Source organism: Paenibacillus aurantius (assembly GCF_032268605.1).
GTDB classification, from domain to species: Bacteria; Bacillota; Bacilli; order Paenibacillales; family NBRC-103111; genus Paenibacillus_AO; species Paenibacillus_AO aurantius.
The window spans coordinates 2,614,345-2,637,854 of sequence record NZ_CP130318.1 but is presented as its reverse complement, the minus strand read 5'-3'; the positions used below and the strand labels follow the sequence as shown (position 1 = coordinate 2,637,854).

23 protein-coding genes are annotated in these 23,510 nt (G+C 57.2%); 1 reads left to right on the top strand and 22 read right to left on the bottom strand.

Annotated elements, in window-relative coordinates:
- Window positions 1-57: 57 nt before the first annotated feature.
- The 4 genes from recG to MJA45_RS11870 are packed head-to-tail and all read right to left on the bottom strand — an operon-like array spanning window position 58 to window position 5,119.
- Window positions 58-2,106, bottom strand: a complete 2,049-nt coding sequence (recG, locus tag MJA45_RS11885; RefSeq protein WP_315607463.1) for an ATP-dependent DNA helicase RecG — start codon at window positions 2,104-2,106, stop codon at window positions 58-60.
- Window positions 2,103-2,960: a DegV family protein gene (locus tag MJA45_RS11880; protein ID WP_315607462.1), complete on the bottom strand. Its 858-nt coding sequence runs from the start codon at window positions 2,958-2,960 to the stop codon at window positions 2,103-2,105. Before MJA45_RS11880 ends, recG begins: the two co-directional genes overlap by 4 nt.
- Window positions 2,961-2,972: 12 nt before the next feature.
- Entirely contained in the window at window positions 2,973-4,739 is a 1,767-nt protein-coding gene (locus tag MJA45_RS11875) for a DAK2 domain-containing protein (protein ID WP_315607461.1), read from the bottom strand.
- A 20-nt stretch (window positions 4,740-4,759) separates the two neighbouring features.
- A complete protein-coding gene (locus MJA45_RS11870) occupies window positions 4,760-5,119 on the bottom strand; it encodes an Asp23/Gls24 family envelope stress response protein (RefSeq protein WP_315607460.1) in 360 nt (119 codons plus the stop codon).
- 216 nt (window positions 5,120-5,335) lie between these two features.
- Here MJA45_RS11870 and rpmB point away from each other — a divergent pair, with 216 nt between their 5' ends.
- Window positions 5,336-5,524: a 50S ribosomal protein L28 gene (gene rpmB, locus MJA45_RS11865; RefSeq protein ID WP_315607459.1), complete on the top strand. Its 189-nt coding sequence runs from the start codon at window positions 5,336-5,338 to the stop codon at window positions 5,522-5,524.
- A 148-nt stretch (window positions 5,525-5,672) separates the two neighbouring features.
- Here the strand turns inward: rpmB and spoVM are convergent, their stop codons facing one another.
- The 18 genes from spoVM to dapF form a co-directional block, all read right to left on the bottom strand.
- Entirely contained in the window at window positions 5,673-5,753 is an 81-nt protein-coding gene (gene spoVM, locus MJA45_RS11860; RefSeq protein WP_315608002.1) for a stage V sporulation protein SpoVM, read from the bottom strand.
- Window positions 5,754-5,958: 205 nt separating this feature from the next.
- Entirely contained in the window at window positions 5,959-6,240 is a 282-nt protein-coding gene (locus MJA45_RS11855; protein ID WP_315607458.1) for a hypothetical protein, read from the bottom strand.
- Entirely contained in the window at window positions 6,233-6,910 is a 678-nt protein-coding gene (rpe, locus tag MJA45_RS11850) for a ribulose-phosphate 3-epimerase (RefSeq protein ID WP_315607457.1), read from the bottom strand. The genes MJA45_RS11855 and rpe overlap by 8 nt, the downstream gene beginning before the upstream one ends.
- Before the next feature lies 1 nt (window position 6,911).
- Window positions 6,912-7,826 (bottom strand): ribosome small subunit-dependent GTPase A, encoded by a 915-nt coding sequence (rsgA, locus tag MJA45_RS11845; RefSeq protein ID WP_315607456.1) that lies wholly within the window; start codon window positions 7,824-7,826, stop codon window positions 6,912-6,914.
- Between the two features lie 2 nt (window positions 7,827-7,828).
- The gene (gene pknB, locus MJA45_RS11840; RefSeq protein ID WP_315607455.1) at window positions 7,829-9,889 is read right to left on the bottom strand and encodes a Stk1 family PASTA domain-containing Ser/Thr kinase; all 2,061 of its coding nucleotides are present in this window, start codon (window positions 9,887-9,889) and stop codon (window positions 7,829-7,831) included.
- 6 nt (window positions 9,890-9,895) lie between these two features.
- Window positions 9,896-10,651: a Stp1/IreP family PP2C-type Ser/Thr phosphatase gene (locus MJA45_RS11835; protein WP_315607454.1), complete on the bottom strand. Its 756-nt coding sequence runs from the start codon at window positions 10,649-10,651 to the stop codon at window positions 9,896-9,898.
- Between the two features lie 5 nt (window positions 10,652-10,656).
- Window positions 10,657-11,709 carry a dual-specificity RNA methyltransferase RlmN gene (rlmN, locus tag MJA45_RS11830; RefSeq protein WP_315608001.1) on the bottom strand — a complete coding sequence of 351 codons (1,053 nt, stop codon included), beginning with the start codon at window positions 11,707-11,709 and terminating at the stop codon, window positions 10,657-10,659.
- Between the two features lie 43 nt (window positions 11,710-11,752).
- Window positions 11,753-13,147, bottom strand: a complete 1,395-nt coding sequence (gene rsmB, locus MJA45_RS11825; RefSeq protein ID WP_315607453.1) for a 16S rRNA (cytosine(967)-C(5))-methyltransferase RsmB — start codon at window positions 13,145-13,147, stop codon at window positions 11,753-11,755.
- Window positions 13,148-13,171: 24 nt separating this feature from the next.
- Complete coding sequence (fmt, locus tag MJA45_RS11820; protein ID WP_315607452.1) at window positions 13,172-14,122, bottom strand: methionyl-tRNA formyltransferase; 951 nt, start codon at window positions 14,120-14,122, stop codon at window positions 13,172-13,174.
- Window positions 14,119-14,601, bottom strand: coding sequence for a peptide deformylase (def, locus tag MJA45_RS11815; protein WP_315607451.1), 483 nt, complete (start codon window positions 14,599-14,601; stop codon window positions 14,119-14,121). Before def ends, fmt begins: the two co-directional genes overlap by 4 nt.
- Before the next feature lie 90 nt (window positions 14,602-14,691).
- Window positions 14,692-17,298 (bottom strand): primosomal protein N', encoded by a 2,607-nt coding sequence (gene priA / locus MJA45_RS11810; protein WP_315607450.1) that lies wholly within the window; start codon window positions 17,296-17,298, stop codon window positions 14,692-14,694.
- The gene (coaBC, locus tag MJA45_RS11805; protein ID WP_315607449.1) at window positions 17,288-18,505 is read right to left on the bottom strand and encodes a bifunctional phosphopantothenoylcysteine decarboxylase/phosphopantothenate--cysteine ligase CoaBC; all 1,218 of its coding nucleotides are present in this window, start codon (window positions 18,503-18,505) and stop codon (window positions 17,288-17,290) included. Before coaBC ends, priA begins: the two co-directional genes overlap by 11 nt.
- A gap of 116 nt (window positions 18,506-18,621) precedes the next feature.
- Window positions 18,622-18,843: a DNA-directed RNA polymerase subunit omega gene (gene rpoZ, locus MJA45_RS11800; RefSeq protein WP_315607448.1), complete on the bottom strand. Its 222-nt coding sequence runs from the start codon at window positions 18,841-18,843 to the stop codon at window positions 18,622-18,624.
- Window positions 18,844-19,485 carry a guanylate kinase gene (gmk, locus tag MJA45_RS11795; RefSeq protein ID WP_315607447.1) on the bottom strand — a complete coding sequence of 214 codons (642 nt, stop codon included), beginning with the start codon at window positions 19,483-19,485 and terminating at the stop codon, window positions 18,844-18,846.
- Window positions 19,475-19,735, bottom strand: a complete 261-nt coding sequence (remA, locus tag MJA45_RS11790) for an extracellular matrix/biofilm regulator RemA (protein ID WP_009672664.1) — start codon at window positions 19,733-19,735, stop codon at window positions 19,475-19,477. The genes gmk and remA overlap by 11 nt, the downstream gene beginning before the upstream one ends.
- Window positions 19,736-19,785: 50 nt before the next feature.
- The gene (locus MJA45_RS11785) at window positions 19,786-20,673 is read right to left on the bottom strand and encodes a YicC/YloC family endoribonuclease (RefSeq protein ID WP_315607446.1); all 888 of its coding nucleotides are present in this window, start codon (window positions 20,671-20,673) and stop codon (window positions 19,786-19,788) included.
- 25 nt (window positions 20,674-20,698) lie between these two features.
- The gene (locus tag MJA45_RS11780) at window positions 20,699-22,582 is read right to left on the bottom strand and encodes a bifunctional homocysteine S-methyltransferase/methylenetetrahydrofolate reductase (RefSeq protein WP_315607445.1); all 1,884 of its coding nucleotides are present in this window, start codon (window positions 22,580-22,582) and stop codon (window positions 20,699-20,701) included.
- A 52-nt stretch (window positions 22,583-22,634) separates the two neighbouring features.
- The gene (gene dapF, locus MJA45_RS11775) at window positions 22,635-23,477 is read right to left on the bottom strand and encodes a diaminopimelate epimerase (protein WP_315607444.1); all 843 of its coding nucleotides are present in this window, start codon (window positions 23,475-23,477) and stop codon (window positions 22,635-22,637) included.
- Window positions 23,478-23,510: the final 33 nt, after the last annotated feature.

Genomic DNA, 23,510 nt, shown 5'->3' with positions numbered 1-23,510 from the left:
AAAAAAAAAACGCCTCCGGGCAAGCCCGGCAGGCGCTATAGCTAAGAAAACGATAGGTTAATCCAGCAGGTCGCTGCTGAGAACCTGCTCCCGCTGCAAGTATTCCCGCAGGGGAAGGTATTCCGCAGCTGTCCAGAAATCGGTCCGGGCCACCAGTTCGACGGCGTCGTCCCGGGCCTCTTCGAGAATTTCGAAGTCGGCCGCCATGTCCGCCACGCGGAATTCGGGAAGCCCGCTCTGCTTCGTGCCGAAAAATTCCCCCGGGCCCCGCAGCTCCAGATCCCGGCGGGCGATCTCGAAGCCGTCGTTCGTCTCGGTCATGGCGCGCATCCGTTCCTTGCCGACCTCACTCTTCGGATCGGCGATCAGGATGCAGTACGACTGGTGTTCCCCCCGGCCCACACGTCCCCGCAGCTGGTGCAGCTGAGAGAGGCCGAAGCGGTCTGCATCGTAGATGACCATGATGGTCGCGTTCGGAACGTCGACCCCCACCTCGATGACCGTAGTCGACACGAGCACCTGAACCTCGTTCTCGCTGAACCTGCGCATGATCCCGTCTTTCTCGGCGGCCGGCAGACGTCCATGCAGGAGACCTACCTTCATATCGGGGTATTGATTCTGCAGCTGGGCGTGAAGATCGATGGCATTTTGAACGTCCAGCTTGTCCGATTCCTCGATCAAGGGGCAGATGATGTAGGCTTGGCGCCCCGTCCGCACTTCTTTGCGGATAAACTTCAGAATCCGATCGAGCAGGTGATGCTGCACGAAGTAGGTTTCGATCGGCTTACGGCCTTTGGGCAGCTCCCGAAGCGTAGAGACATCGAGGTCGCCAAACGCCGTAATGGCAAGGGTCCGGGGGATCGGAGTCGCGGTCATCGTCAACACATCCGGAGTCATGCCCTTGCGCCGCAGGATGCTTCGCTGGTTTACCCCGAACCGGTGCTGCTCATCCGTCACGACCAGTCCCAGCTGACGGAAGAACACATCCTCTTGAATCAGGGCATGGGTGCCGACCACAATGTCGATCAACCCGATCTGCAGGGCCGCCAGAACATCCCGGCGCTTTCGTTCTGTCAGGCTGCCCGTCAGGAGCCCCACTTGGATGCCGTAGGGCTCGAACAGCTTCTCCAGGGAGCGCTTGTGCTGTTCGGCCAAAATTTCCGTTGGCACCATGAGCGCCCCTTGGTGCCCGGCTTTGACCACGGCATACAGGGCCACGGCCGCCACTATCGTCTTGCCTGCGCCGACATCGCCCTGGAGCAGCCGGTTCATGCAGGCCGGCTGCTTAAGGTCGTCGAGTATCTCCGCGATGACCTTCTTCTGGGAATCGGTCAGCTGAAAGGGCAGCGCCCGGACGAACTCTCGAACCGCCGGCAGATCAATGTCGTGAGCGACCCCGTCCGCTTTGCTGCGGTTCAAGGAACGAAAGGCCTGCAGCTTTAGCTGAAACAGGAACAGTTCCTCGTAGACCATCCGCTTGCGCGCCTTCTCCCCTTCGCTTAAGCTTTCCGGGTTGTGAATGACCGCCACAGCCTGCTTTCTTGGCATCAGCGAGTACTTGGCCACCAGCTCGCGGGGCAGCACTTCTTCGATCATCTGGCCGTACTGGACGAGAGCCTGGCGAATGGTTTTACGCATCCAGTTCTGCGTAATGGCCCCCGAAACGGAATAAACAGGCTGCAGCGTGCCCGTCCGGGAAGCTCCTTTGCCGGGAAACTCCGATTCCGATACCGAGATCTGCAGCCTGCGGGCATCCCACTTGCCGGTTAGAACGATGTCCTCCCCAGCCTTCAGCTGGGCTTTCAGGAAATGCCGATTGAACCAGACGGCCGTCACCAGAAACCGGTCTATCATGACTTTGCACGACAGGCGGGATTTGGTCCGTCCGTACATCTGCAGGGACGGCTCGCTGAAGATCCGTCCTTGCACGGTGATTTTGTCCCCGTCCTTCACTTGGGTCAAATCTTTAAGATGATAATCCTCATAACGAAAAGGAAAATAATCCAGCAGCCCTCCGGCGGAATGAATCCCCAGTGCGCCCAGGTCATCCGCCTTCTTCCCTATTCCCTTGATGTTGGTTACGGGAATGAGATGAAGATCCGTCATAATACGGGAAGCATGAAGACCGCAACCGTTCCCGGGCCCGTATGGGTTCCGATAACCGGACCGAGAGGGGTATAAGCCACCGATTTCACGTTAAAATGCTGACCGACCAGCGCACTGAGCTCTTCGGCATAAGCGGGAGCATTCGCATGAGCGATGATCACTTCCACTTCCCCGTTCAGCTTAGGACGTTCTTTCAGAAGTTCGACAATCCGACCCATGGCCTTCTTGTGGCCCCGCACCTTATCCACCGAGTAAACCTGTCCTTCTTCATCCAACGAGAGAATCGGCTTGATGTTCAGGAGAGAACCGAACAAGGCCGCTGCCTTGCCGATCCGGCCGCCCTTCTGCAAGTATTCAAGCGTATCGACGAGGAAGAACAGCCCGTAATCATCCCGAAGCCGGTGAATGAGAGCCAGGCACTCCTCCAGGCTCTTTCCATCCCGTGCCGCTTCCGCCGCCTTAACCACCAGGCAGCCGAAACCGTACGAGGCCGACCGGGAATCCACAATGGTGATATCGGCTTTCTCTTCCAGGAGAGACTTGGCCAGAACGGCCGACTGGTACGTACCGCTCAACGCGGAGGCCAGGTGGATGGAGATGATCTGAACCCCCGGCTCCTGCGCCAGTCGTTTGTAGGTTTCGAGAAAATCGACCGGAGAGGGCTGGGAAGTGGTCGGCAGCGTTGACGATTGGGCCAGCTTCTCATAGAAGGGGCCTGACTGCAAGGTGACCGCATCCTGGTAGGTCTCCGTACCGAAGTGCACCTTAAGCGGGACCATTTCGATTCCGAGCGCCTCCCGGATTTCAGCGGGAATATCCGCCGTACTGTCGGTTACTAACCGGATCCTGCTCATAGACGCTCCTCCCTATTCCACAGAAAAAATATAAACATACAAAGGCTGACCGCCCGGGTGAACCTCCACATCCACCTCGGGATGGTGCTCTTTCAGCCAGGTCAACAAAGAAGCCGTCTGATCCTCCGACGCGTTTTCACCGGTCAGAATCGTGACGATTTCCCCGCCGCCCGCCAGCATGGCTTCCAACAGACGGGTGCAGGATTCCTCCAGAACCGTCTCGGAGGTGACGATTTTGCCCTCGGAGAGGCCGATATAATCGCCTTCCTTGATGTCGAGCCCGTCGATGGACGTATCCCGGACGGCATACGTCACTTGTCCCGAGCGGATCTGGCTGACGGCGCGAAGCATCGTCTGCTCATTCGTCTCGGGATCCGCCTGCTCCTGAAAGGACACGAGCGCAGCCATTCCTTGAGGAATGGTTTTGGTCGGGATAACGACCACCTGCTTGTCCTCCACCAGATCCTTCGCCTGCTTGGCGGCCATAATGATATTCGAGTTGTTCGGAAGCACGAAGATCGTGCGGGCGGGAACTTCCCGGACCGCATTGACGATGTCCTCGGTACTCGGGTTCATCGTCTGTCCACCCGAGATGACGACATCGACTCCGAGGCTTGCAAAAATCTCCTCGATTCCGCTTCCCATGGAAACACCTACGAACCCGTAAGGCGCAAGCTCTTGTTCCGGCTGGGCTTTCTCAGCTGCAGCGTGAGCGGTTTCCGAAGCCGCCTCTTTATTCTCGGCAAGTCCTGGCGCCGCATGACGCGGATCGTATTCGTTCGTCTGCACGATGTGCGTATGCTGCTCCCGCATATTTTCTATTTTGATCCGGGTCAATTCCCCGTAATTCTGGGCATAAGTCATTACTTCCCCGGGATGCTCGGCATGAATGTGAATTTTGACCAAATCGTCGTCGGCCACGACCAGTAGAGAATCCCCTAGCTTGGACAATTCCCCGCGGAACTCCGTCTCGCGGAACTCGTAGCCCTTCACTTTCCCCGGAACAAGCTTCACGAGGAATTCCGTGCAGTAGCCCTGCTCGATGTCTTCTGTAGCGAGCATGGACTGGGCGTTCCGGTGCTCATGACCCGCATGAGCTTCACGGGCCAGGTTGACTTCCGCCACCGGCGTCGCGGGGATGGCCAAAGGCTCCTCGTTTCCGCTGAGAGCGGCAACCATGCCTTCATAGACGCAGATGAGTCCCTGTCCGCCTGCATCGACGACTCCGACCTGCTTCAGCACCGGAAGCTGCTCCGGCGTTCTCGCCAGGGCCTGTTGGCCGTGGGCCAGCACTTCCTTCATAAGCTCCAATACATCGCCGGAGCGTCTGGAATAATACAAAGCATGCTTGGCTGCTTCCTTCGCCACGGTCAGAATCGTTCCCTCGACCGGCTTTACGACGGCTTGGTAAGCCGTGTCCACCCCTTGCTGCAGAGCGGCTGCCAGCTGCTGGGGGGTGATTTCCGCATGAGGTTGAACGGATTTGGCGAAGCCTCGGAACAGCTGGGAAAGAATCACGCCGGAGTTGCCGCGCGCGCCCATAAGCAGTCCTTTGGATAGAGCCTCTGCCGAGCGGCCGATATGGTCGTTCTGCTTCTTTCTCAATTCCTCCACGCCCGACGTCATCGTCAGGTTCATGTTCGTTCCGGTATCCCCGTCGGGTACAGGAAACACATTAAGGGCATTAACGTTATTTACATTCCTTCTAAGATGATCCGCCCCCGATAGCATCATCCGGACGAAATCGGAACCATTGATTGTATTGAAGCGCTTACTCAACAATAACTTCTCCTTCCTACCTAACGAGCTCCTCGGACGCCCTGAACGAATATATTGACGAAATCCACCTTAAGTCCTACTACCTCATTAAGCACATACTTTACGCGGTTCTGCACGTTAAGCGCCACCTCGGAAATTTTGGTGCCGTAGCTGACTATGATATGAAGATCAATGTGGATTCCTTCCGGAGCGTGCCTGACTTCCACACCGCGACCAAGGTTGTCCCGGCCGAGAATTTCGGCGATGCCGTCTTTCAGCTGCTTACGGGAGGCCATGCCTACAAGACCATAGCAGTCCAGGGCGGCCGAGCCGGCCAGAACGGCAATGACTTCATCCGTAATGTTAATTTTTCCTTTTTCATTCGCAACTTGTATAGGCATGTTGAACCATCACCTTTATTCTCTAAATGATTGGGATTAATCCTGATTGTACTATACCGAAGCCGATAAAGAAATGCAAATTCCCCATATTCAAGGAGAGGGGCAGCGGTTTGCCGGTTGACTAGGCAATTCCGGCTATGCTATTATGTTCTAGTATGTTTTCTACGAATGTATCGTAAGTTGTACTCCGAAAGCTCATCAGAGGAGGTGTCATTCATGTCTCGCAAATGCTTCATCACCGGCCGAGCGCCGAAAGCAGGTAACCACGTTTCCCATGCCAACAACAAAAACAAGCGCACTTGGGGCGTTAACGTGCAGAAGGTACGCATTCTTGTGGACGGAAAGCCTAAGCGCGTTTATGTAAGCACACGTGCTTTGAAATCCGGGAAAATCACCCGCGTATAATAGAAGCGCCGAACGCGTTCTTCCCTTTAGGGGACGGACGCGTTTTTTCGTATGCTTCCCTTCCCTTGTTCTCCCTTTCCCTTATTAGCAAAAAGCACCTGCTCCCCAGGTGCTTTCCTCTCGGCAGCCGTCGGCCTGCCGCGCCCCATTAGTTTTTGCTGAAGGTTCCGAGAACCGCTTTGACAAAGCCGCCCAAAAACTTCGGAAGTTTGATGGTATAGAATTTCATTGCTTCGCCTCCCTACATGCATTTCCCCTCGATACTGACAGTATATTCCCGCATCCGCGAAAATGTACCCGCCCGATCGCTTTTCTTCCCGAGAAAGAAAAAAGGCCGCAAAAGCGGTAAAGCTTCTGCAACCCATTCTATGCCGGAGACTAACCGGCTATGCCTTTGTAGTGCTAATTCGGTAGGTTGGCGAGCGGGTAAGGCTCTAAGGAGTGGAGATTCCTTCCGTCATCCGGGGATCGACCGGCCAGCCGTTGGCCACGGCCAAGGCGACATAGAGAACGGGAAGAAACAAAGCGAGCACGAAGGTGATGGCAATGAAGCCGATCCGGATTCCTTTGCCGTCGTACGTTTTGAAAAATTGAATTCCGAGGAACAGAGCCCCCAACGAAAAAACATATTTGATCATGCCGGTTACCAGAATAAATCCGCTCATCAGAAGGGCCGCCGCCAGGCTGAACCCGAGTAAAGCCAACCACCTAGGCACGCTGTCCTTCCTCCCCCCGTCCGCGAAGATGAGCAATGGCCTCCCGGCGCTCGGAGACACCGAATACCGCGCTTCCCGCCACGAGAACGTCGGCTCCGGCTTCCGCCACGAGAGGAGCCGTTTCCCCGTTGATTCCTCCGTCCACTTCAATGCGGACGTGGGAAAGTCCTTTTTCGTTCAGCGTGCGCCGCAGCTCACGGATTTTAGGGAGAACCCCGGGAATAAAGGACTGCCCGCCGAAGCCGGGGTTAACCGTCATCAGAAGGATGAGGTCCACCTCGTCGAGCACATACTCGAGCGACGTAAGCGGTGTGGCGGGATTGAGCACGACCCCGGCCTTCACCCCATGCTCTTTGATGAGGTGAAGCGTCCGGTGAAGATGCGGGCTGGCCTCGGCGTGAACCGTCAGGCTGTCCGCCCCCGCTTTGGCAAAAGCAGGGATGTAGGCGTCCGCCTGTTCGATCATAAGATGAACGTCCAGCGGCAGGGTGGTATGAGGGCGTATGGCCTCCACTACTACCGGGCCTAACGTAAGATTAGGAACAAAGTGGCCGTCCATGACGTCCACGTGAATCCAGTCAGCCCCTCCCTCCTGGACTTCCCGCACCTCTTCACCAAGCTTGGCGAAGTCCGCGGAAAGGATCGAAGGGGCGATCAACAGTTTGTTCAAGTTAGTACCTCCGTTTCCGGTCTTTGATCTCCGCAAGGAAGAGCAGGTAATGTTCGTAGCGCGAAGGAAGAATGTCCCCGCTTTCCGCCGCCTGCCTGACATGGCAGCCGGGCTCTTGGTGATGGAGACAGCCGCGGAATCGGCACCCCTCGGCGAACGGGGTGAAATCGCGGAAGCAGCCGCCCAGCTCCTGGGCTTCCAAGCCGCTGAAGTCCAGCTGGCTGAAGCCCGGCGTATCGGCTACCCAGCCGCCGCTCTCAAGCGGAATCAGTTCCACGTGCCGGGTCGTGTGCTTCCCCCGTCCAAGACGGGAGCTGATCTCATTGGTTTCAAGCCGCAAGTCCGGCATCATGGCGTTCAAGAGGGACGATTTGCCTACCCCCGACTGTCCGGAGAATACGCTGATCGTTCCGCTGAGTCGCTTGCGCATAGCGTCGATCCCCCAGCCCTGCCGGGAGCTCGTGGAGTAGACCTCATACCCCATCTCCTGATAAGGCAGGATCGAGGCGGGAACGCAGTTGTCACCGCCGTCTTCCCCGTCCAGATCCTTCTTCGTTAGGCAGATAAGAGCTTCTATGCCGGCCGCTTCAATGTGAACCAGGAACTTATCCAGGAGCTGCAGGTTAAGGTCCGGCTCCGCTACGGAAAACACGAGAACGGCCAGGCTGACATTTGCGATCGGGGGCCGGATCAGCTCCGAGGTGCGGGGCAGGATTTCATCCACGGTCCCTTCCCCGTTCTCCGTCGCTTCATAGATTACCTTATCTCCTACAAGCGGCGTCACCTTGTTCTTTTTGAAAATGCCTCTTGCCCGGCACTGGATGGATTCCGTCCGATCCGGTCCGTGCGTCGTGCCGCCTTCCGGAAGCACATAGTAGAATCCGCTTAAAGCTTTAATAATGGTTCCTTGTGCCATACCTACCTTCCTCCTGACGGGGAAGGGGATGGGCTTTTTCCCGAGGCCCCGGGACTCACTCCCGGAGACCCGGATGGAGCCGGGCTTCCGGATGGAGAAGGAGTCGGAGTAGAGGACGGACGGGTTTGGGCATCGGTATAGTCCTTATAGGTGAACGTCTTCGTGTCGATCAAGGCATTGTCCCGGAAAATTTGAATGGTCGCCGGTTTGTCGGCCGTCACAATGATCGGAATATTAAAAATTTCCTGCTTGGAGATGGACTTGGTGGCAAATTCCGCGTTATCCGCCTTTGCGTCGCTGACGACAATCCGCACAATGGACGGTTTTCCTTCCGCGGCAGGAGAGGCCGGAACGCTGAAGACATACTCCCCGGCATTTTCCGGCATGCCTGTTGAGACATAAAGGACGATGTCCTTCGCTCCCTGGTCAACCGAATCACCAGGCTTGTAAGGGAACTGATCGTAAATTTTGCCCTTCGGCTGCTGGAAGCTCGGCTTATAAATAATGTTCTCCTGGGCAACCTTAAGCTTGGCCGCCGTTAAGCGGGCCGTAGCCTGGGTCAGCGTCTGGCCGATCAGATCGGGCATGGATGCACTTTCCTTGCCTTTGCTTACCGTTAAGGCGATGCTTACTTTGGTCGGATCGTAGGGGTCGTTAGGATTAGGAGACTGCTTGATAACTGTTCCTTCCGGCTGATCTGAGAATTCATCCGTCCGGGCAATCTGCTCTTCCTTTAATCCGCTGTTGATGAGCGCATCATGGGCTTCGTTGAAAGACTTCCCGATATACCCGCTCATCGTCTGCATTTCCACGCCCTTGCTTACAAACAGCTTAACCGTGTAGCCCGGCTTTACCTTCATGCCGGACGGCATCTGGCGGATGACATAGCCCTTCTCCACGCCCGGATCAAATTCCTCATGGACTTCCGACTTCAGCTCGGCTTTGGCCAATTCGTTCTGGGCTTCGGCCAGGGGCTTCTTCTCCACGTTCGGAATGGCCACATCCTGAATGAAGATGGAACCCTGCATCGCTTTGGCCGTGACCCATAAGCCGATGATGAGAACCAGCAGAACGGCTGTCCAAACCGTCGGTTTGACCCATCGTCTTTTCTTCTTTTCGACGGCCCGTGGTACGGAGGCGGCGGCCTCTCCTTTGTCTCGATCGGGACGAATGGCCGGGACGACCCTCGTCCTCTCCTCATCGTCTTCGTCGTCGTCGAAAGCAAGCTTGGGCTCGTTTCTCCGCTCCGGCTTCAAGCACGTTTCCAAGTCCATCAGCATTTCATGAGCGGACTGGTACCGGTTTTCGGGATTTTTGCGCATCGCTTTAAGGATGATGTTCTCGACGCTTTGCGGAATGAGGGGATTAACCTTCCTCGGCTCCTCCACATCCTCCTGCAGGTGTTTCAAGGCTACACTGACCGGGCTGTCTCCGGAGAAGGGAAGCTTTCCCGTCAGCATCTGGTAGAGCACAATGCCAAGCGAATAGAGATCGGACTTGGCCCCTGCGGTCGTTCCTTTGGCATGCTCGGGAGAGAAATAATGAACGGAGCCCAGGACCGAGCCCGTCTGGGTAATGCTTGAGGAGGTCCCCGCCCGGGCAATGCCGAAGTCCGTCACCTTTACCCGGCCGTTGCGGCCCAGCAGGATATTATGGGGCTTGATATCCCGGTGAACGATCTGATTGCTGTGCGCATGCTCGAGAGCATCGCAAATCTGGGAGGCAATATGTATGGCTTCCTCTACTTGAAGAGGGGCTTTTTCTTTAATCAAGTCATTCAAGGTCTGGCCTTCCACGTATTCCATAACGATATAATGGGTTTCGTCCTTCTGGCCCACATCGTATATGCTTACCACATTAGGGTGTGAGAGTGCGGCTGCCGACTGGGCTTCCCGGCGAAACCGGTGGATAAACTCTTCGTCGTGAACGAACTGGGAACGAAGCACCTTGACGGCCACTTTTCGGTTCAACAGGATGTCACGCGCCTTGTAGACAAGCGCCATGCCTCCCCCGCCGATTCGATCAAGGATTTCATACCTCCCGCCAAGTACCTGACCGATCACTAATCATCACCTCTTTTTATCACTGTCGCCGGGTTCGTTGGAAACAAGAACCGCGGTTATGTTGTCATCCCCGCCTGCTTCCAGTGCACTATGTATCAATTGGTCGGCCTTCTCCTTCAAGGATCCCGCTCCGTTAAGAATGTCGCTAATCCGCCTATCGTTCACAAGTCCGCTAAGCCCGTCGCTGCACAAAAGGAGAATATCTCCTTCCGCCCACTCGTGGTGCAGAATATCGACTTCTAAGGTGGCTTCCGTGCCGAGGGCCCGGATAATCATATTACGCCGCGGATGATGCTCGGCTTCTTCCGGGGTAATCTGGCCGGACTTGATTAAGGCGTTAACGAGAGTGTGATCTTCGGTCAGTTGGACCATCCGGCCGCTGCGGCATAGATAGGCCCGGCTATCGCCGACATGCCCCAAAGTGACCCGGGCGGGATCCGCCACCGCTACAAGGAGAGTGGTTCCCATTCCCTGGAATTGGTCCCGGCCGTCCGCGAATTCGAACACTTTGCGGTTCGTGGCGAGGACCGCATATCGGATTAATTCCGCCCTCTCTTCGGGTGTCATCCCGGAATGAAGCCCTTCCATCCCTTCCCGCATAAGATCAATCGTCATTTGGCTCGCGATGTCTCCGGCCTGATGTCCTCCCATGCCGTCCGCCACCAGAGCCAGAGCAAAGCCGTTTAGGTCGGACTGGGCATACGCCCGGTCTTCATTGACCGGACGTACCCTGCCGACATCGGTTCTACTGGCTGTTATCATCCAACTCACCTCTTACCCGACTCCATATGCTTCGCGCGAAGCTGTCCGCACGCCGCTGCTATATCACTTCCGTGCTCCCTGCGTATGGTTGCGTTAATTTTGTTTCTCTCTAATATTCTTTGGAATGTAAAAATGTCGTCCCGTTCGGTCCGTACGTAATCCCGTTCCACAACAAAATTGACCGGGATCAAGTTAACGTGGCAGAGCGGGATGTTTTCCTTCAGCACCTTGGCGAGCTCCTCCGCATGCTCCGGCTTGTCATTTACCCCGCCCATAAGAGCATATTCGAAGGTAAGCCGGCGGCCGGTCTTCTCCACGTAGTACTTGCAGGCCTCAATCAGATCGGCAAAAGGAAACCTCCGGTTCACCGGCATCAGCTTGGACCGCAGAGCGTCATTCGGAGCGTGAATCGAGATCGCCAGGTTAATCTGGGTATCCTCATCGGCAAAGCGGTAAATGTTCGGAACAATCCCGCTTGTCGAAACGGTGATGTGCCGCTGCCCGATGTTCAACCCCTTCTCGTGGATCATCACCTTCAGGAACTTCATCATGGCGTCGTAGTTCTCGAACGGTTCCCCGATGCCCATGATGACAATGCTGCTTACCCGCTCTCCGGAGGCATCCAGCAGCTTCTGCGCCGTCACCACCTGCGCGATGATTTCGCCCGGAGCCAGATCCCTCTTAAGCCCTCCCAACGTAGAGGCGCAGAAGGTGCAGCCCACACGGCAGCCGACCTGTGTCGTAACACATACGCTGTTCCCGTAATTATGTTTCATAATGACCGTTTCGATCGCGTTCTTGTCCTGCAGCTCAAACAGAAATTTGACGGTGCCGTCCTTGGATTCGTGACGGGCGACCTCCGTAAGCGTGACGAAGACGAACTGTTCCGCCAGCTTGTCCCTCAAGCCCTTGGGAAGGTTCGTCATTTCCTCAAAGCTTCCGATTCGTTTGACATACAGCCAGTCGAATATTTGTCCGGCTCGGAACCCGGGCTCTTTATTGGCACGGACCCATTCCTGCCAGTCTTCGTATGTTAGATCATAGATGAACGGTTTCACTCTTATCACAACCTGTTTTTTCTTATATTGTAGCTTATCCTGTCTAGTTTAACACATCGAACTTTCGTTTGCGCAGGCGTGCGATAAAAAAGCCGTCCGACCCGAAGTGATACGGCAGAATTTGAACCATTCCTTCCCGCGCCCCTTCTTCGAGGGGGGTTCCCTTTAGAAGTTCCTCCGGAAAAGGGATTCGTTCGAATTCCTCATGCTCCCGAAGGAAGCGTTCGATCATTCCGCCGTTCTCCTCCCGCTCGGTCGTGCAGGTGCTGTACACCAGCACGCCGTCCGGCTTCAGAAGACCGTGGACGGCCTCCAGCAGCGAATGCTGCACTTGGGTAATCTCGGCAATTTCCTTCTCTTCCTTCGCCCATTTCAGATCCGGCTTGCGGCGGATCACCCCCAGGCCCGAACACGGGGCATCGAGCAGAATCCGGTCGAAGGAAGCCGGTTCGAAGTGCTGCGCCAGCTCCCTCGCGTCGCTTACGACTGTCCGAATGATGTCAAGCCCAAGCCGGCCCGCCTGTTCCGCGATCAACCTTTCCTTGTGCTCATGAACGTCGCAGGCGATAACCTCCCCCTTGCCGTCCATGAGCTCGGCCATGTGGGTCGTTTTGCCTCCTGGAGCGGCACAGCAGTCCAGAACCCGCATGCCCGGCTCCGGACGGACCGCCTCGGCTACCAGCATGGAACTTTCGTCTTGTATGGAAATGTCCCCATTCCGGTACCATTCGGTCTGGGCCAGGTTCCCTCCGTTCTCGAGGAGGATTCCGGCGGGGGCGAGCGGGGAAGCTTGTGCCGAATAGCCCGCCTCGAACAGGCGAATCAGCATTTCACTCCGGTCGTGCTTAAGCCGGTTGACCCGCACACTTGGGTGGGGACGTTCATTGTTCGCTTCGCATATCCTTTGCGCGGCTTCTTCCCCGTACCGGTAGAACCACCGGGCTACCATCCATTCCGGGTGAGAGTGCTCCAAGGCAATCCGCTGGATCGGAGGAAGGTCATCGGGAAGGGCCAAGAGGTCGTTCTGGCGCTGAAGAGTCCGCAGGACCCCGTTTACCATCCCCGAGATACCGGAATGCCCTCTCCGCTTGGCGATTTCCACCGCTTCATGGACAGCCGCATGCGCCGGAATTCGTTCTAAATAATAAAGCTGGTAAAAGCTGAGCCGAAGGAGATTCCTCACCCACGGCTCTAGCTTGTCCAGCCCTCTCTTGACCGCTCGGCCGAGCCCGTAATCGATCGTGTTCCTCCGCTGGATGGTTCCGTAGACGAGCTCCGTGACGAGCCCGGCCTCCACCCGCTCGAGCTTATGCTTCTGCAGCATCTGATTTAACAGGAGGTTGCTGTAGGACTTGTCCTGATCTACGCGGGTCAGGATGTCCATGGCGAGCTCTCGGGCTCCTATCTGGCGTCCGGGCTTCTCCGGGCTCTTTCTCATGAACCGTTCCTCCCTCTGGTTGGTTTATCGTCCAAGCACCGTTCCCGCCGCAATTCCGCTTCCCCGGTTAAAGGTAGCGGCATCCATCGCTTTCTTTCCGGCCGGCTGAATCTCCGTCAGCACCAGGATTCCGTCTCCTGTCAGCACTTCGATTCCGCGGCCTTCGGCCTTCAGCACGGTTCCCGGTTCGGCTTCGGCCTGTTTAGGAGATGGTTTTGTTTCCGACTTACGGGAGGACCATACCTTAAATACTTCACCATTCCACAACGTAAAAGCCACCGGCCACGGATTCAGTCCCCGGACCTGGTTGAACAGCTCTTCCGCGGACCGTGTCCAATCCAGCCGCTCGTCCTCCCGCTTGATGTTAGGCGCGTAGGTGGCCTCCTCTTCCTTCTGGGGAACGGGAGTGATTCTACCGGCCAGAAGATCGGGCAAGGTAGCCTTCAGCAGGTCCGCGCCGGATAGGCTCAGCTTCTCGAACAAGGTCCCGGTCGTATCCTCCTCGGTTATCGGGATGGCCACCCGGCTCAGCATGTCTCCGGTGTCCAGGCCTTCGGCCATGTACATGATCGTTACCCCGGTTTCCTTCTCTCCGTTCAGAACGGCATGCTGAATCGGGGCGCCGCCCCGGTATTTCGGCAGCAGCGACCCGTGGACATTGATACAGCCGTGCTTCGGCAGATCCAGGACATCCTTCGGCAAAATCTGGCCGAAAGCGGCCGTAACAATCAAATCCGGTTTAAGGGCCGCGATTTCCGCTACCGCCTCCGGCTCGCGCCGGAGCCGCTCGGGCTGCAGCACCGGAAGACCGTAACGCTCCGCCTCCACCTTCACGGGTGGAGGCGTGAGCACCCTTTTCCTCCCTTTGGGCCGGTCGGGCTGGGTAACGACTGCGATTACGTTGTACCCTTCCTCCATTAGCATGCGCAGAGAGGGAACGGCGAAGTCGGGCGTTCCCATAAATAAGATGTTCATCGTTCTTCTCTTTCCCTTTGATCGTCCCGGTAGACAGACTCCGCCACATCAGTGAACAGGACTCCGTTCAGGTGATCCACCTCATGCTGGATGCAGCGGGCGAGCAGGTCCGTTCCTTCAATGACGATTTCCTCCCCTTCGCGGTTCCATCCTTTTACGGTAACCGTTTGGGCGCGGCGGACATCGCCGGTCAGCCCCGGAATGCTCAAGCAGCCTTCCGGCCCGAATTGCTCGCCGTCCTTCGAAATGATCTCCGGGTTAACGAGATGAATCAGCCCGTGCTCATCCCCTACGTCCATCACGATCACTCTCTTCAGAATGCCGATCTGTGGAGCGGCCAGCCCCACTCCAGGCGCATCGTACATCGTATCGGCCATATCATCGAGAAGCTTCTGAATATTGGGGGTCATTTTCGGTACCGGCTTCGCTTTCTCCCTCAGCACCGGATCCGGGTCTTTCACAATCATTCTAATCGCCATGAGGCAGCACCATCCTTTATTCGATTCGACGGCCTGCTAAAGCAGGACCTATCGGCATTATATTCGCTGCTGCGTTACTTTCACACACGTTTACATCAAAAGCTGGGGATCGACGTCGACGCTGATTTGCAGCCCTTCCTGGCGGCACATCTCGTCAAACGCGGCCACGGCCTTCCCGACAAGCTCGGAAACCTCCCGCCCCCCCTTGTATTTTACCATGCAGCGGAACCGGTAGCGATCCTTAATCCGCGGGATGGGGGAGGCAACCGGGCCGAGAACCTCCATCCCTTCGGCACCTCCGCTCTCCGAAAGAGCCGAAACCAGCAGGCCGGCCTGTCCGGCCAAGTCCTTGAGCCGCTTGGCGAGCGATTCGGAGGCGCGGACCAGAAAGGGGATTTCCTCGTGGGACAGGGTAAGCAGAATGAGCCGGCAGTAGGGCGGATACCCGCAGGCCAGCCTTGTCTCCAGCTCGGTGCGGATAAACCCGTCATAATCGTGCTGGGCGGCATTGATGATGCTGTAATGTTCGGGGGTATAGGTCTGCACGTAGACCTCCCCGGGCAGCTGATGCCTCCCCGCCCGTCCCGCCACCTGCGTCAAGAGCTGAAACGTTCTCTCCCCCGCCCGGAAATCCGGAAGATTGAGTACGGTATCGGCCGCAATAACCCCAACCAGCGTAACATCGGGAAAATCCAGCCCTTTGGCAACCATCTGGGTCCCGAGCAGCACATCCGCCTTGCGTTCCCGAAACATCGTTAACCACTTCTCGTGGGAGCCCTTCTCGCTCGTCGTGTCGACATCCATGCGAATCACCCGGATCCCGGGGAAAAGCTTGCCGAGCTCCTCCTCCACCCTCTGTGTGCCGGTGCCGAAATAACGGATGTGATCACTGTCGCAGCTCGGACAAGACGTTACCTGCCGCTCGGCATGCCCGCAGTAGTGACAGCGGACCATACGGGTGCTCTGGTGGTAGGTCAGGGCTATATCGCAATGAGGGCACTGCAGGGTATAACCGCACGTCCGGCACATGACGAAAGTGGAGTATCCGCGGCGGTTAAGGAGAAGAACCGACTGCTCCTTGCGGCGGAGACGTTCGGCTATCGCCGCATGAAGGGGCCGGCTGAACATGGAGCGGTTCCCGTCCTTCAGCTCATCCCGCATGTCCACTATGCGGACAGGAGGGAGCGGACGATTCTGAACCCGCTGGCGCATGGTCAGGAGGGTAAACGGCTTCTCCGGCTCGGGAGGCGGTTCTTCTTCCTCAAAGAAAGAGCCCTGTCGGGGAACCGGAGACGACGCCCAGCTGGAAGCGAAGCGCGAGGCAGCCGAGGCACCAGCCGCCACCGGCTCCTTTTCGAGAGTCCGGTAGAAGCTTTCCAGAGAGGGCGTAGCAGACCCCAGAAGCACGGAAGCGCCGTGAGCCTTAGCTCTTTCAATCGCCACCTCACGAGCGTGATATTTTGGACTCTCCTCCTGCTTATAGGACGATTCATGCTCCTCGTCGATGATGATCAGCCCAAGCTTTGTGAAAGGAGCAAAAATCGCCGACCGCGCTCCGATGACGACCCTGACCTGCTTCATGGAAATTTTTCGCCATTCATCGAACCGTTCCCCGGTGGACAACCGGCTGTGGAGAACGGCAACCTCGTCACCGAAGCGGCCTTTGAACCGCTCGACCATCTGGGGGGTCAGGGCGATCTCGGGAACCAGCACGATCGCCTCTTTGCCGAGGTCCAGGCACTGCTGAATAGCCTGAAGGTAGACTTCTGTCTTACCGCTTCCCGTTACTCCATGAAGAAGAAAGACCTCGTGCTTCGAATCAATCACCGCCTGACGGACAGGCTCGAACACGCGTTTCTGCTCCTCCGTCAGCGGCAGCGGCGAAGTGCGGGGGAAGTTCCGCTGGGCGTATGGGTCCCGCAGAACCTCCACCTCCTTCAGCTCGACCCAGCCTTTATCAGCCAGTCCCTTAACCGTTCCCGCCCCAACGTTAAGCTTAAGCATCACTTCGGTTAATCGGATCGGCTCCGGGTTCTGGAGCAGAAAATCAAGCACCTCCCGCTGCCTCTTGGCATTCGGCGGAACGAGTTCGCGATAGACCTCCAGCTGGCTTACGGGTTCGGGAGGGAAGAGCGTCAAGGCCTTCTTCTTGGAAACCCGGTTCTTGATCGTTTGGCTTTCATTCAGCACCCCGCTGCGGATCTGCTCCTTGATCCACATGCTTTCCTGGGGAAACCGCTGCAACAGGGAGTCCAGCGGAACGCTTCCCTTTTCTTTGATATAGCGGACGATTTCATCCTGACCCGAGACCGTCACATGCCACGGATTGGCGTCTTCCTCTTCATTTACCGTTATGTACCGCTCGTATTTGGCTTTGAGGGCGGCCGGCACCATCGCCTGCAGAGCGGAGAGCTCATGGCATAAATAGGTGCGGCTCATCCAATGTGCCAGCTCCACGAGCTCGGGGGTAAGGGGGGGATACAGATCCATTACATGATCCACCGGCTTGAGCTTCTTAGGGCTGAGGTCCGTGCGGTCCGACAGCCCGACGACAAAGCCTTGAAGAATCCGCGGTCCGAACGGCACCCCCACCCGGCTCCCCACCTCGATCCAGGGAGACAGGGAATCGGGTACGGTATAGTCGAACGGCCGGTTGGTCTGCTTGGCCGGAACGTCGACGATGACTTTAGCGAACATCCGGGCTCACCCTCTGCCGGGTCATTCGTTCGGCGGCCAGCCGGAGAAGCCGGCCGGCCACTTCCTTCTTGCTCATCAAGGGCATCGCTTCCACCAGCCCGTCCTTGTCGTACACACGGACGATATTCGTATCGGTTCCGAACCCGGCCCCCTCCACAGACACATCGTTTGCCACAATAAGATCGCAATTCTTACGATTTAGTTTGCGGAGAGCATGCTCTTCCAGATTCTCCGTTTCGGCAGCAAAGCCTACGACGAACTGACCGGTTTTTCTCCGGCCGATGGCTTCCAGAATATCGGGGTTCTTCACAAGAGTAATCGTTAGCGTCTCTTCCGATTTCTTGATCTTCTGCGGGGCGGTTTCCGCCGGGCGGTAATCCGCCACTGCAGCCGACTTGAACACCAGATCCATCGTATCGAGCCGGTCCATGACGGCATGGTACATGTCTTCCGCCGACTGTACCTGCACGACCGTCATGCCGCTGGGAAGAGGAATGGATGATTTAGCGCTGACCAGGGTGACCTCGGCTCCGAGATCCCGGGCGGCTTCCGCGATGGCATAGCCCATTTTGCCGGAGGAGTCATTCGTGAAGTAACGGACCGGATCCAGCCGTTCGACGGTGCCCCCGGCCGTGACCAGCACTTTGCGTCCGGCGAGCCGGGTCCGGTCGGTCCACAGCCTGTCGATGGATGCCGCAATCTCCTCCGGTTCCGCGAGCCGTCCCTTGCCCACGTACCCGCAGGCAAGCTGTCCTTCTCCCGGCTCGACAAAGCGGACCCCCCGCTCGGACAGAATCTTAAGATTCTGCTGGACGGCCGGATGCTCGTACATATGAACGTTCATAGCCGGAGCGACGAGGATCGGAGCGGTCGTTGCCAGCAGAGTCGTGCTCAGCATATCGTCGGCGATTCCGTGGGCCATTTTGGCCAATAGATTGGCGGTCGCCGGGGCAACGACGAAAACATCGGCCCGATCCGCCAGGTCGATGTGGGAGACTACCGTTGGGTCCTTCTCATCAAATGTATCGATCATGACGGGATTTCGTGTCAGCGTCTGAAGGGTTAGAGGAGTAATGAATTGGGCCGCCGACTCGGTCATGATGACCCGGACGTCCGCTCCGGCCTGTGTCAGACGGCTGCACAGCTGGGCCGCCTTGTAGGCTGCAATTCCTCCGCAAACGCCAAGCACAATCGTTTTGCCTTTCATTGGGTAATCACCGTCCTCTTGTAAAATATCATCCGAGGCCGCTCCGTGCTGCCTGAATGGGGCGAAAGCCGGCAGGTTAGAAAAAAATAACAACCCGCCGGGTTGTTATCGCATGCTTACTTCAAGCCTTCTTGGTTCGGACTTTGGATTTTCTCGTAGTGGATGTTGTCCAGGTAGAGCTCCTCCAAAGCAACGCCCACCATTTTATGAGACTTGGGCTCGGTGATTTCGGATTTGGTTCCTTCGCGCAGCTGACGGGCTCTTTTGGCCGCGGCCACCACCAAGGAATATTTGCTGTCCACTTTATCGAGAAGCTTGTCGATCGACGGGTATAGCATTCAATGCACCTCTTCCAACCATTTTTGTAGTACGGGTAAGTAGCGTTCCTTCTTGCAGTGCTCGGCTTCAAGAATGGCTTGAATCCGCTGGCAGGCGAGCTCCACCCGGTCGTTCACGATCGCGTAATCGTAATGCTCCAGCAGGGCGATCTCTTCCCGCGCCGCGTTCATCCGGCTCCGAATGGCGTCCATCGAATCCGTTCCGCGGGTCACGATCCTTTGCTCGAGTTCATCCAACGATGGCGGCAGCAGGAAGATAAACACGCCTTCGGGGAACTTCTGTTTGACCTTCAGAGCTCCTTGAACCTCAATCTCCAGAATGATATCTTTGCCGGCATCGAGCGTGCTGCGGACGAACTCCCTCGGAGTCCCGTAATAATTGCCCACGTACTCGGCCCACTCCAGCAGCTCATCCCGTTCAATCATGGACAGGAACTGCTCTTTGGACTTAAAGAAGTAATTAACGCCTTCCTGCTCCCCGGCCCGCGGGCTGCGGGTCGTGGCCGAAACGGAATAGACCAGATCACTCGTGCATTGGCGGAGAGCCGAGCATACCGTTCCTTTGCCCACTCCGGAAGGCCCGGAGAGAACGATCAGGATGCCTTTATCCGATTTCTGCGTCCAGCCGTTGTTATTCGTCATGATCGTCGTCCTTGTTCGAAAGTCGATGGGCTACCGTTTCGGGCTGCACCGCAGACAGGATCACGTGGTCGCTGTCCGTAATGATGACCGCCCGCGTCCGTCTGCCGTATGTAGCGTCAATCAGCATATGCCGGTCCCGGGCTTCCTGAATGATACGCTTAATCGGTGCCGACTCCGGGCTTACTATCGAGATGATGCGGTTCGCGGAAACGATGTTTCCGAATCCGATGTTGATTAATTTGATAGCCATCTTGTTCCTCCCAAGCCTCTCTTGAACCAATTTATAGAATGAATTAGATGTTATTCGATATTCTGTACCTGCTCGCGGATTTTCTCCAGCTCCGCCTTCCATTCCACGACCGCTGCAGAAATCTGCGCTTGGGAGCCTTTGGAGCCTATCGTGTTCACTTCGCGGTTCATTTCCTGAATGAGAAAATCAAGCTTGCGCCCTGCGGGCTCCTCGGCTTCCAGCAGACCGGCGAACTGGCCGAAATGACTCTCGAGCCGCGTCAGCTCCTCCTGAATGTCCGCCCGCTCAGCAAAAAAGGCCGTTTCGTTCGCGAGCCTCTGCTCATCGACGGGCACCTCGCCCAGCAGGTCGCTGATCCTCTGCCTCAGCCGGGAGCGGTATTCCTCCACCGTAAGGGGAGCCAGGGACGAGAGCAGGGAATGCAGACTTCGCAGGGAAGACAGCCTCTCGGAAAGATCCTTCTGAAGGAAGGCTCCTTCCCGCTTCCTCATGGTTACCGCCTGCTCCAAGGCATCCCGGAAACATTCGTTTACGAGCGCCGCTACCGGCTCATGCCCCTCTTCCGCAGGGCTTTCCGTGAGGAACAGCCCCGGCAGAGCCAATAGATCCTTAGCGGTTACCTCGCCGGGAAGGCCGAATCTCTCCTTCAGGGCTTGGGCCGCTTCCACATAACGTCCGGCAAGCTCCCAGTCGATCGCGGCGGCGCCGCTTCGTTCCCCGGAGCCTTCCCGGCTGATGGTCACGACCGCATCCACCCGGCCCCGCTTCATTCTCTCCCGGATCTCCCGCTTCAAGGACTCCTCGAGAGCGGAGTAGCCGGGAGGAAGGCGAAGCGACGCTTCCAAATACCGGTGGTTCACCGTTTTCACTTCGGCGTGCATGCGAAAACCGGCTGTCGTACGGCTCGCTTGTCCGAACCCGGTCATGCTGCGAATCATGTGCCATCACATCCGATACCCTATTTTAATTCATTTTGTTACCGGGTACAAGGGCGTTTGTCTTTTTCCAAACGTGCCTTGTAAGCTCGGCCGTCATCTCGTAAAAAAGAATCGGCGTCATATAATAGATGCCTTTAAAATAGCGAATCGCCGTATCCGTAAGCTCTCTTGCAATCTCCGTGCCGACCCTCCGGCCCTCTTCTCCCTCCAGCCCCGCCATCCTCTTGCGGATGCCGTCGGGGATGCGGATTCCGGGGACTTCGTTATGCAGGAATTCGGCGTTTCGTCCGCTGATTAGCGGCATGATCCCTATGAATATAGGCACCTGGAGATGTTTGGTAGCTTCATACAGCATTTCTATTTTCTCGTGCTCGTATACCGGCTGGGTCATAAAAAAGTCCGCTCCGGCCTCGATTTTTTTCTCCATGCGCTGGACAGCCTTCTCCAAGTATTTCACATTGGGATCAAAGGCGGCTCCGACGATGAAGCGGGCTTTTTCCTTGAGCGGCTTACCGGAGAAGGCGTGGCCGTCGTTCAGCTGCTTCGTCATCCGGATAAGATCGATCGAATTCATATCGTAAACGGAGCTTGCCGCGGGCAGGTCTCCCACTCTTGCGGGGTCCCCCGTAATGGCGAGCACATGATTGATGCCGAGCGCATGAAGTCCCATCAGGTGGGACTGCGTTCCTATCAGATTCCGGTCCCGGCAGGCAATATGAAGAAGCGGGCGCATCCCCAGTCTGTCCTTCACGAGGTACCCCATCGACAGGTTGCTCATCCGGGTCTGGGCGAGCGAATTGTCGGCCATCGTAATGGCGTCAGCCCCGGCCTCCTTCAGGGCGGCCGCTCCCTTCATGAACTTCTCAATGGACAGCCCGCGGGGAGAGTCCAGCTCGACGATGACCGTATGCCGTTCCTTCACCAGGTCCAGAACAGTCGGTTCCTCCGCCGGGCCGCCAGCTGATGCAACAACGGAGGCGGGCTCCGTCCGGAGTTCGACCGGGCGCTCCGCCTGCTCCTGCCGGGCGGCTCCCGAACCGGGCACATAGCCTTCCAGAGCCTTCGCCATCGCGGCGACATGCTCCGGATTGGTCCCGCAGCAGCCGCCGATCAACCTGGCCCCTAGGTCCGCAAACCGGCGCGCGGTGTCGCCAAAATACTCCGGAGTCGCCCGGAACGTCAGCCTTCCGTCCACCAACCCGGGGAGACCGGCATTGGGGAACACGGAGAAGGGGAGTCCGCTTGCGCCGCTCACTTTCTCAAGGGCCCTCAGGATGCCGTTCGGACCGCTGTGGCAGTTGAAGCCGACCACATCCGCGCCTTCGTCCTTCAAGCGCTGAAAGGCTTCCGGATAGGAAATCCCGTCCTGGGTGGAGCCGCTGCCGTCGGTGGCAAACTGGCAGATGACGGGAACCGTACTCAACTTTCGGATCAGGCCGAGCACGAGATTCATTTCTTCCCATTCGTAGAACGTCTCCAGAAGAATGCCGTCGACTCCCGCCTGAAGAAGCACCACGATCTGCTGGCTCAAGTCCTGCTTGATTTGTTCCGCCGGGATCATCCGGCGGCGGGCGGTGCGCAGGGAGCCTACCGCACCGACCACGTAGGCGTCGGCGCCCACCGAGGAACGGGCGAGCTCCACCCCGGCCCGGTTAATAGCCTCGACCTCCTGCTCCAGCCCGAACTTGGACAGCTTCTCCCGGTTCGCCGAGAACGTGTTCGTTTCGATCACCCGGGCTCCGGCTTCGTAATAGCTTCTATGCACATCCCGGATAACCTCAGGCCGGGTCAAATTCAATTCCTCATAGGAGATCCCCACAGGAAAGCCCTGTTCATACAAATAGGTCCCCATGGCACCGTCTCCGGTCAAGACCCTTTCCTTCAGGGCTTCGCGCAAATCGGGTTTCATCCGTCATCCCACCTAACTTCCTTATTAAAATCCGGCTGGCGCCGGAATCCTTTTACTCCTCCGCAGCCAGCCGGCCTTCGAATACCTCTTCGGCCGGGCCTGTCATATAGAGGTGTCCGTCCGCTTCGTTCCACTCGATCTGCAGGTCTCCGCCTTTCAGTGAAACGACCGCCTCCCGGTCTGCCTTGCCGTTCAAGACAGACGCGACCAGCGTCGCACAGGCTCCCGTGCCGCAGGCGAGCGTCGGGCCGGCTCCGCGCTCCCATACCCGCATATCGATATGATTCCGGTCCCGGACGGTTGCGAATTCCACGTTAACCTTATTCGGAAAATAAGGATGAGTCTCCAGCTGCGGACCCCATTTCCCCAAATCGAAGGCAACCGCGTCATCCACGAAAATGACGCAGTGCGGGTTGCCCATGGAGACGGCCGTGAAATGATAAGATTCCCCGCCCGCTTCGATCGGCTGGTTCACGACCGGCGTCCGGTCTATGGTAGTCGGAACCTTGCGCCCTTCGAGGATGGGCTTGCCCATGTCCACCTTCACGGCAGCGGCCTTCCCGTTCTCGACCCTAACCGTTACCTTCTGCGCGCCCGCTCCGAACGTCTCTATCATAAGCTCCTCCGAGGATACCATTCCCCGGTCATACAGATATTTGGCCGCGCAGCGGATCGCATTCCCGCACTGCTCCGCTTCGGAGCCGTCGGAGTTGATGATACGCATCTGATAGTCCGCTTTGTCCGAAGGAAGAAGATAGACCATCCCGTCCGCTCCGATTCCAAAGTTCCGGTCGCAGAGCTTCACGGCAAGACGGGCCGCTTCCGCCGGAAGCTCCTGCCGGTCTCCTATTACAATAAAATCATTGCCCAATCCGTGCATTTTCGTAAACTTCACAGCCGCCGCACCCCTGCTCCATTAAGAATAGAT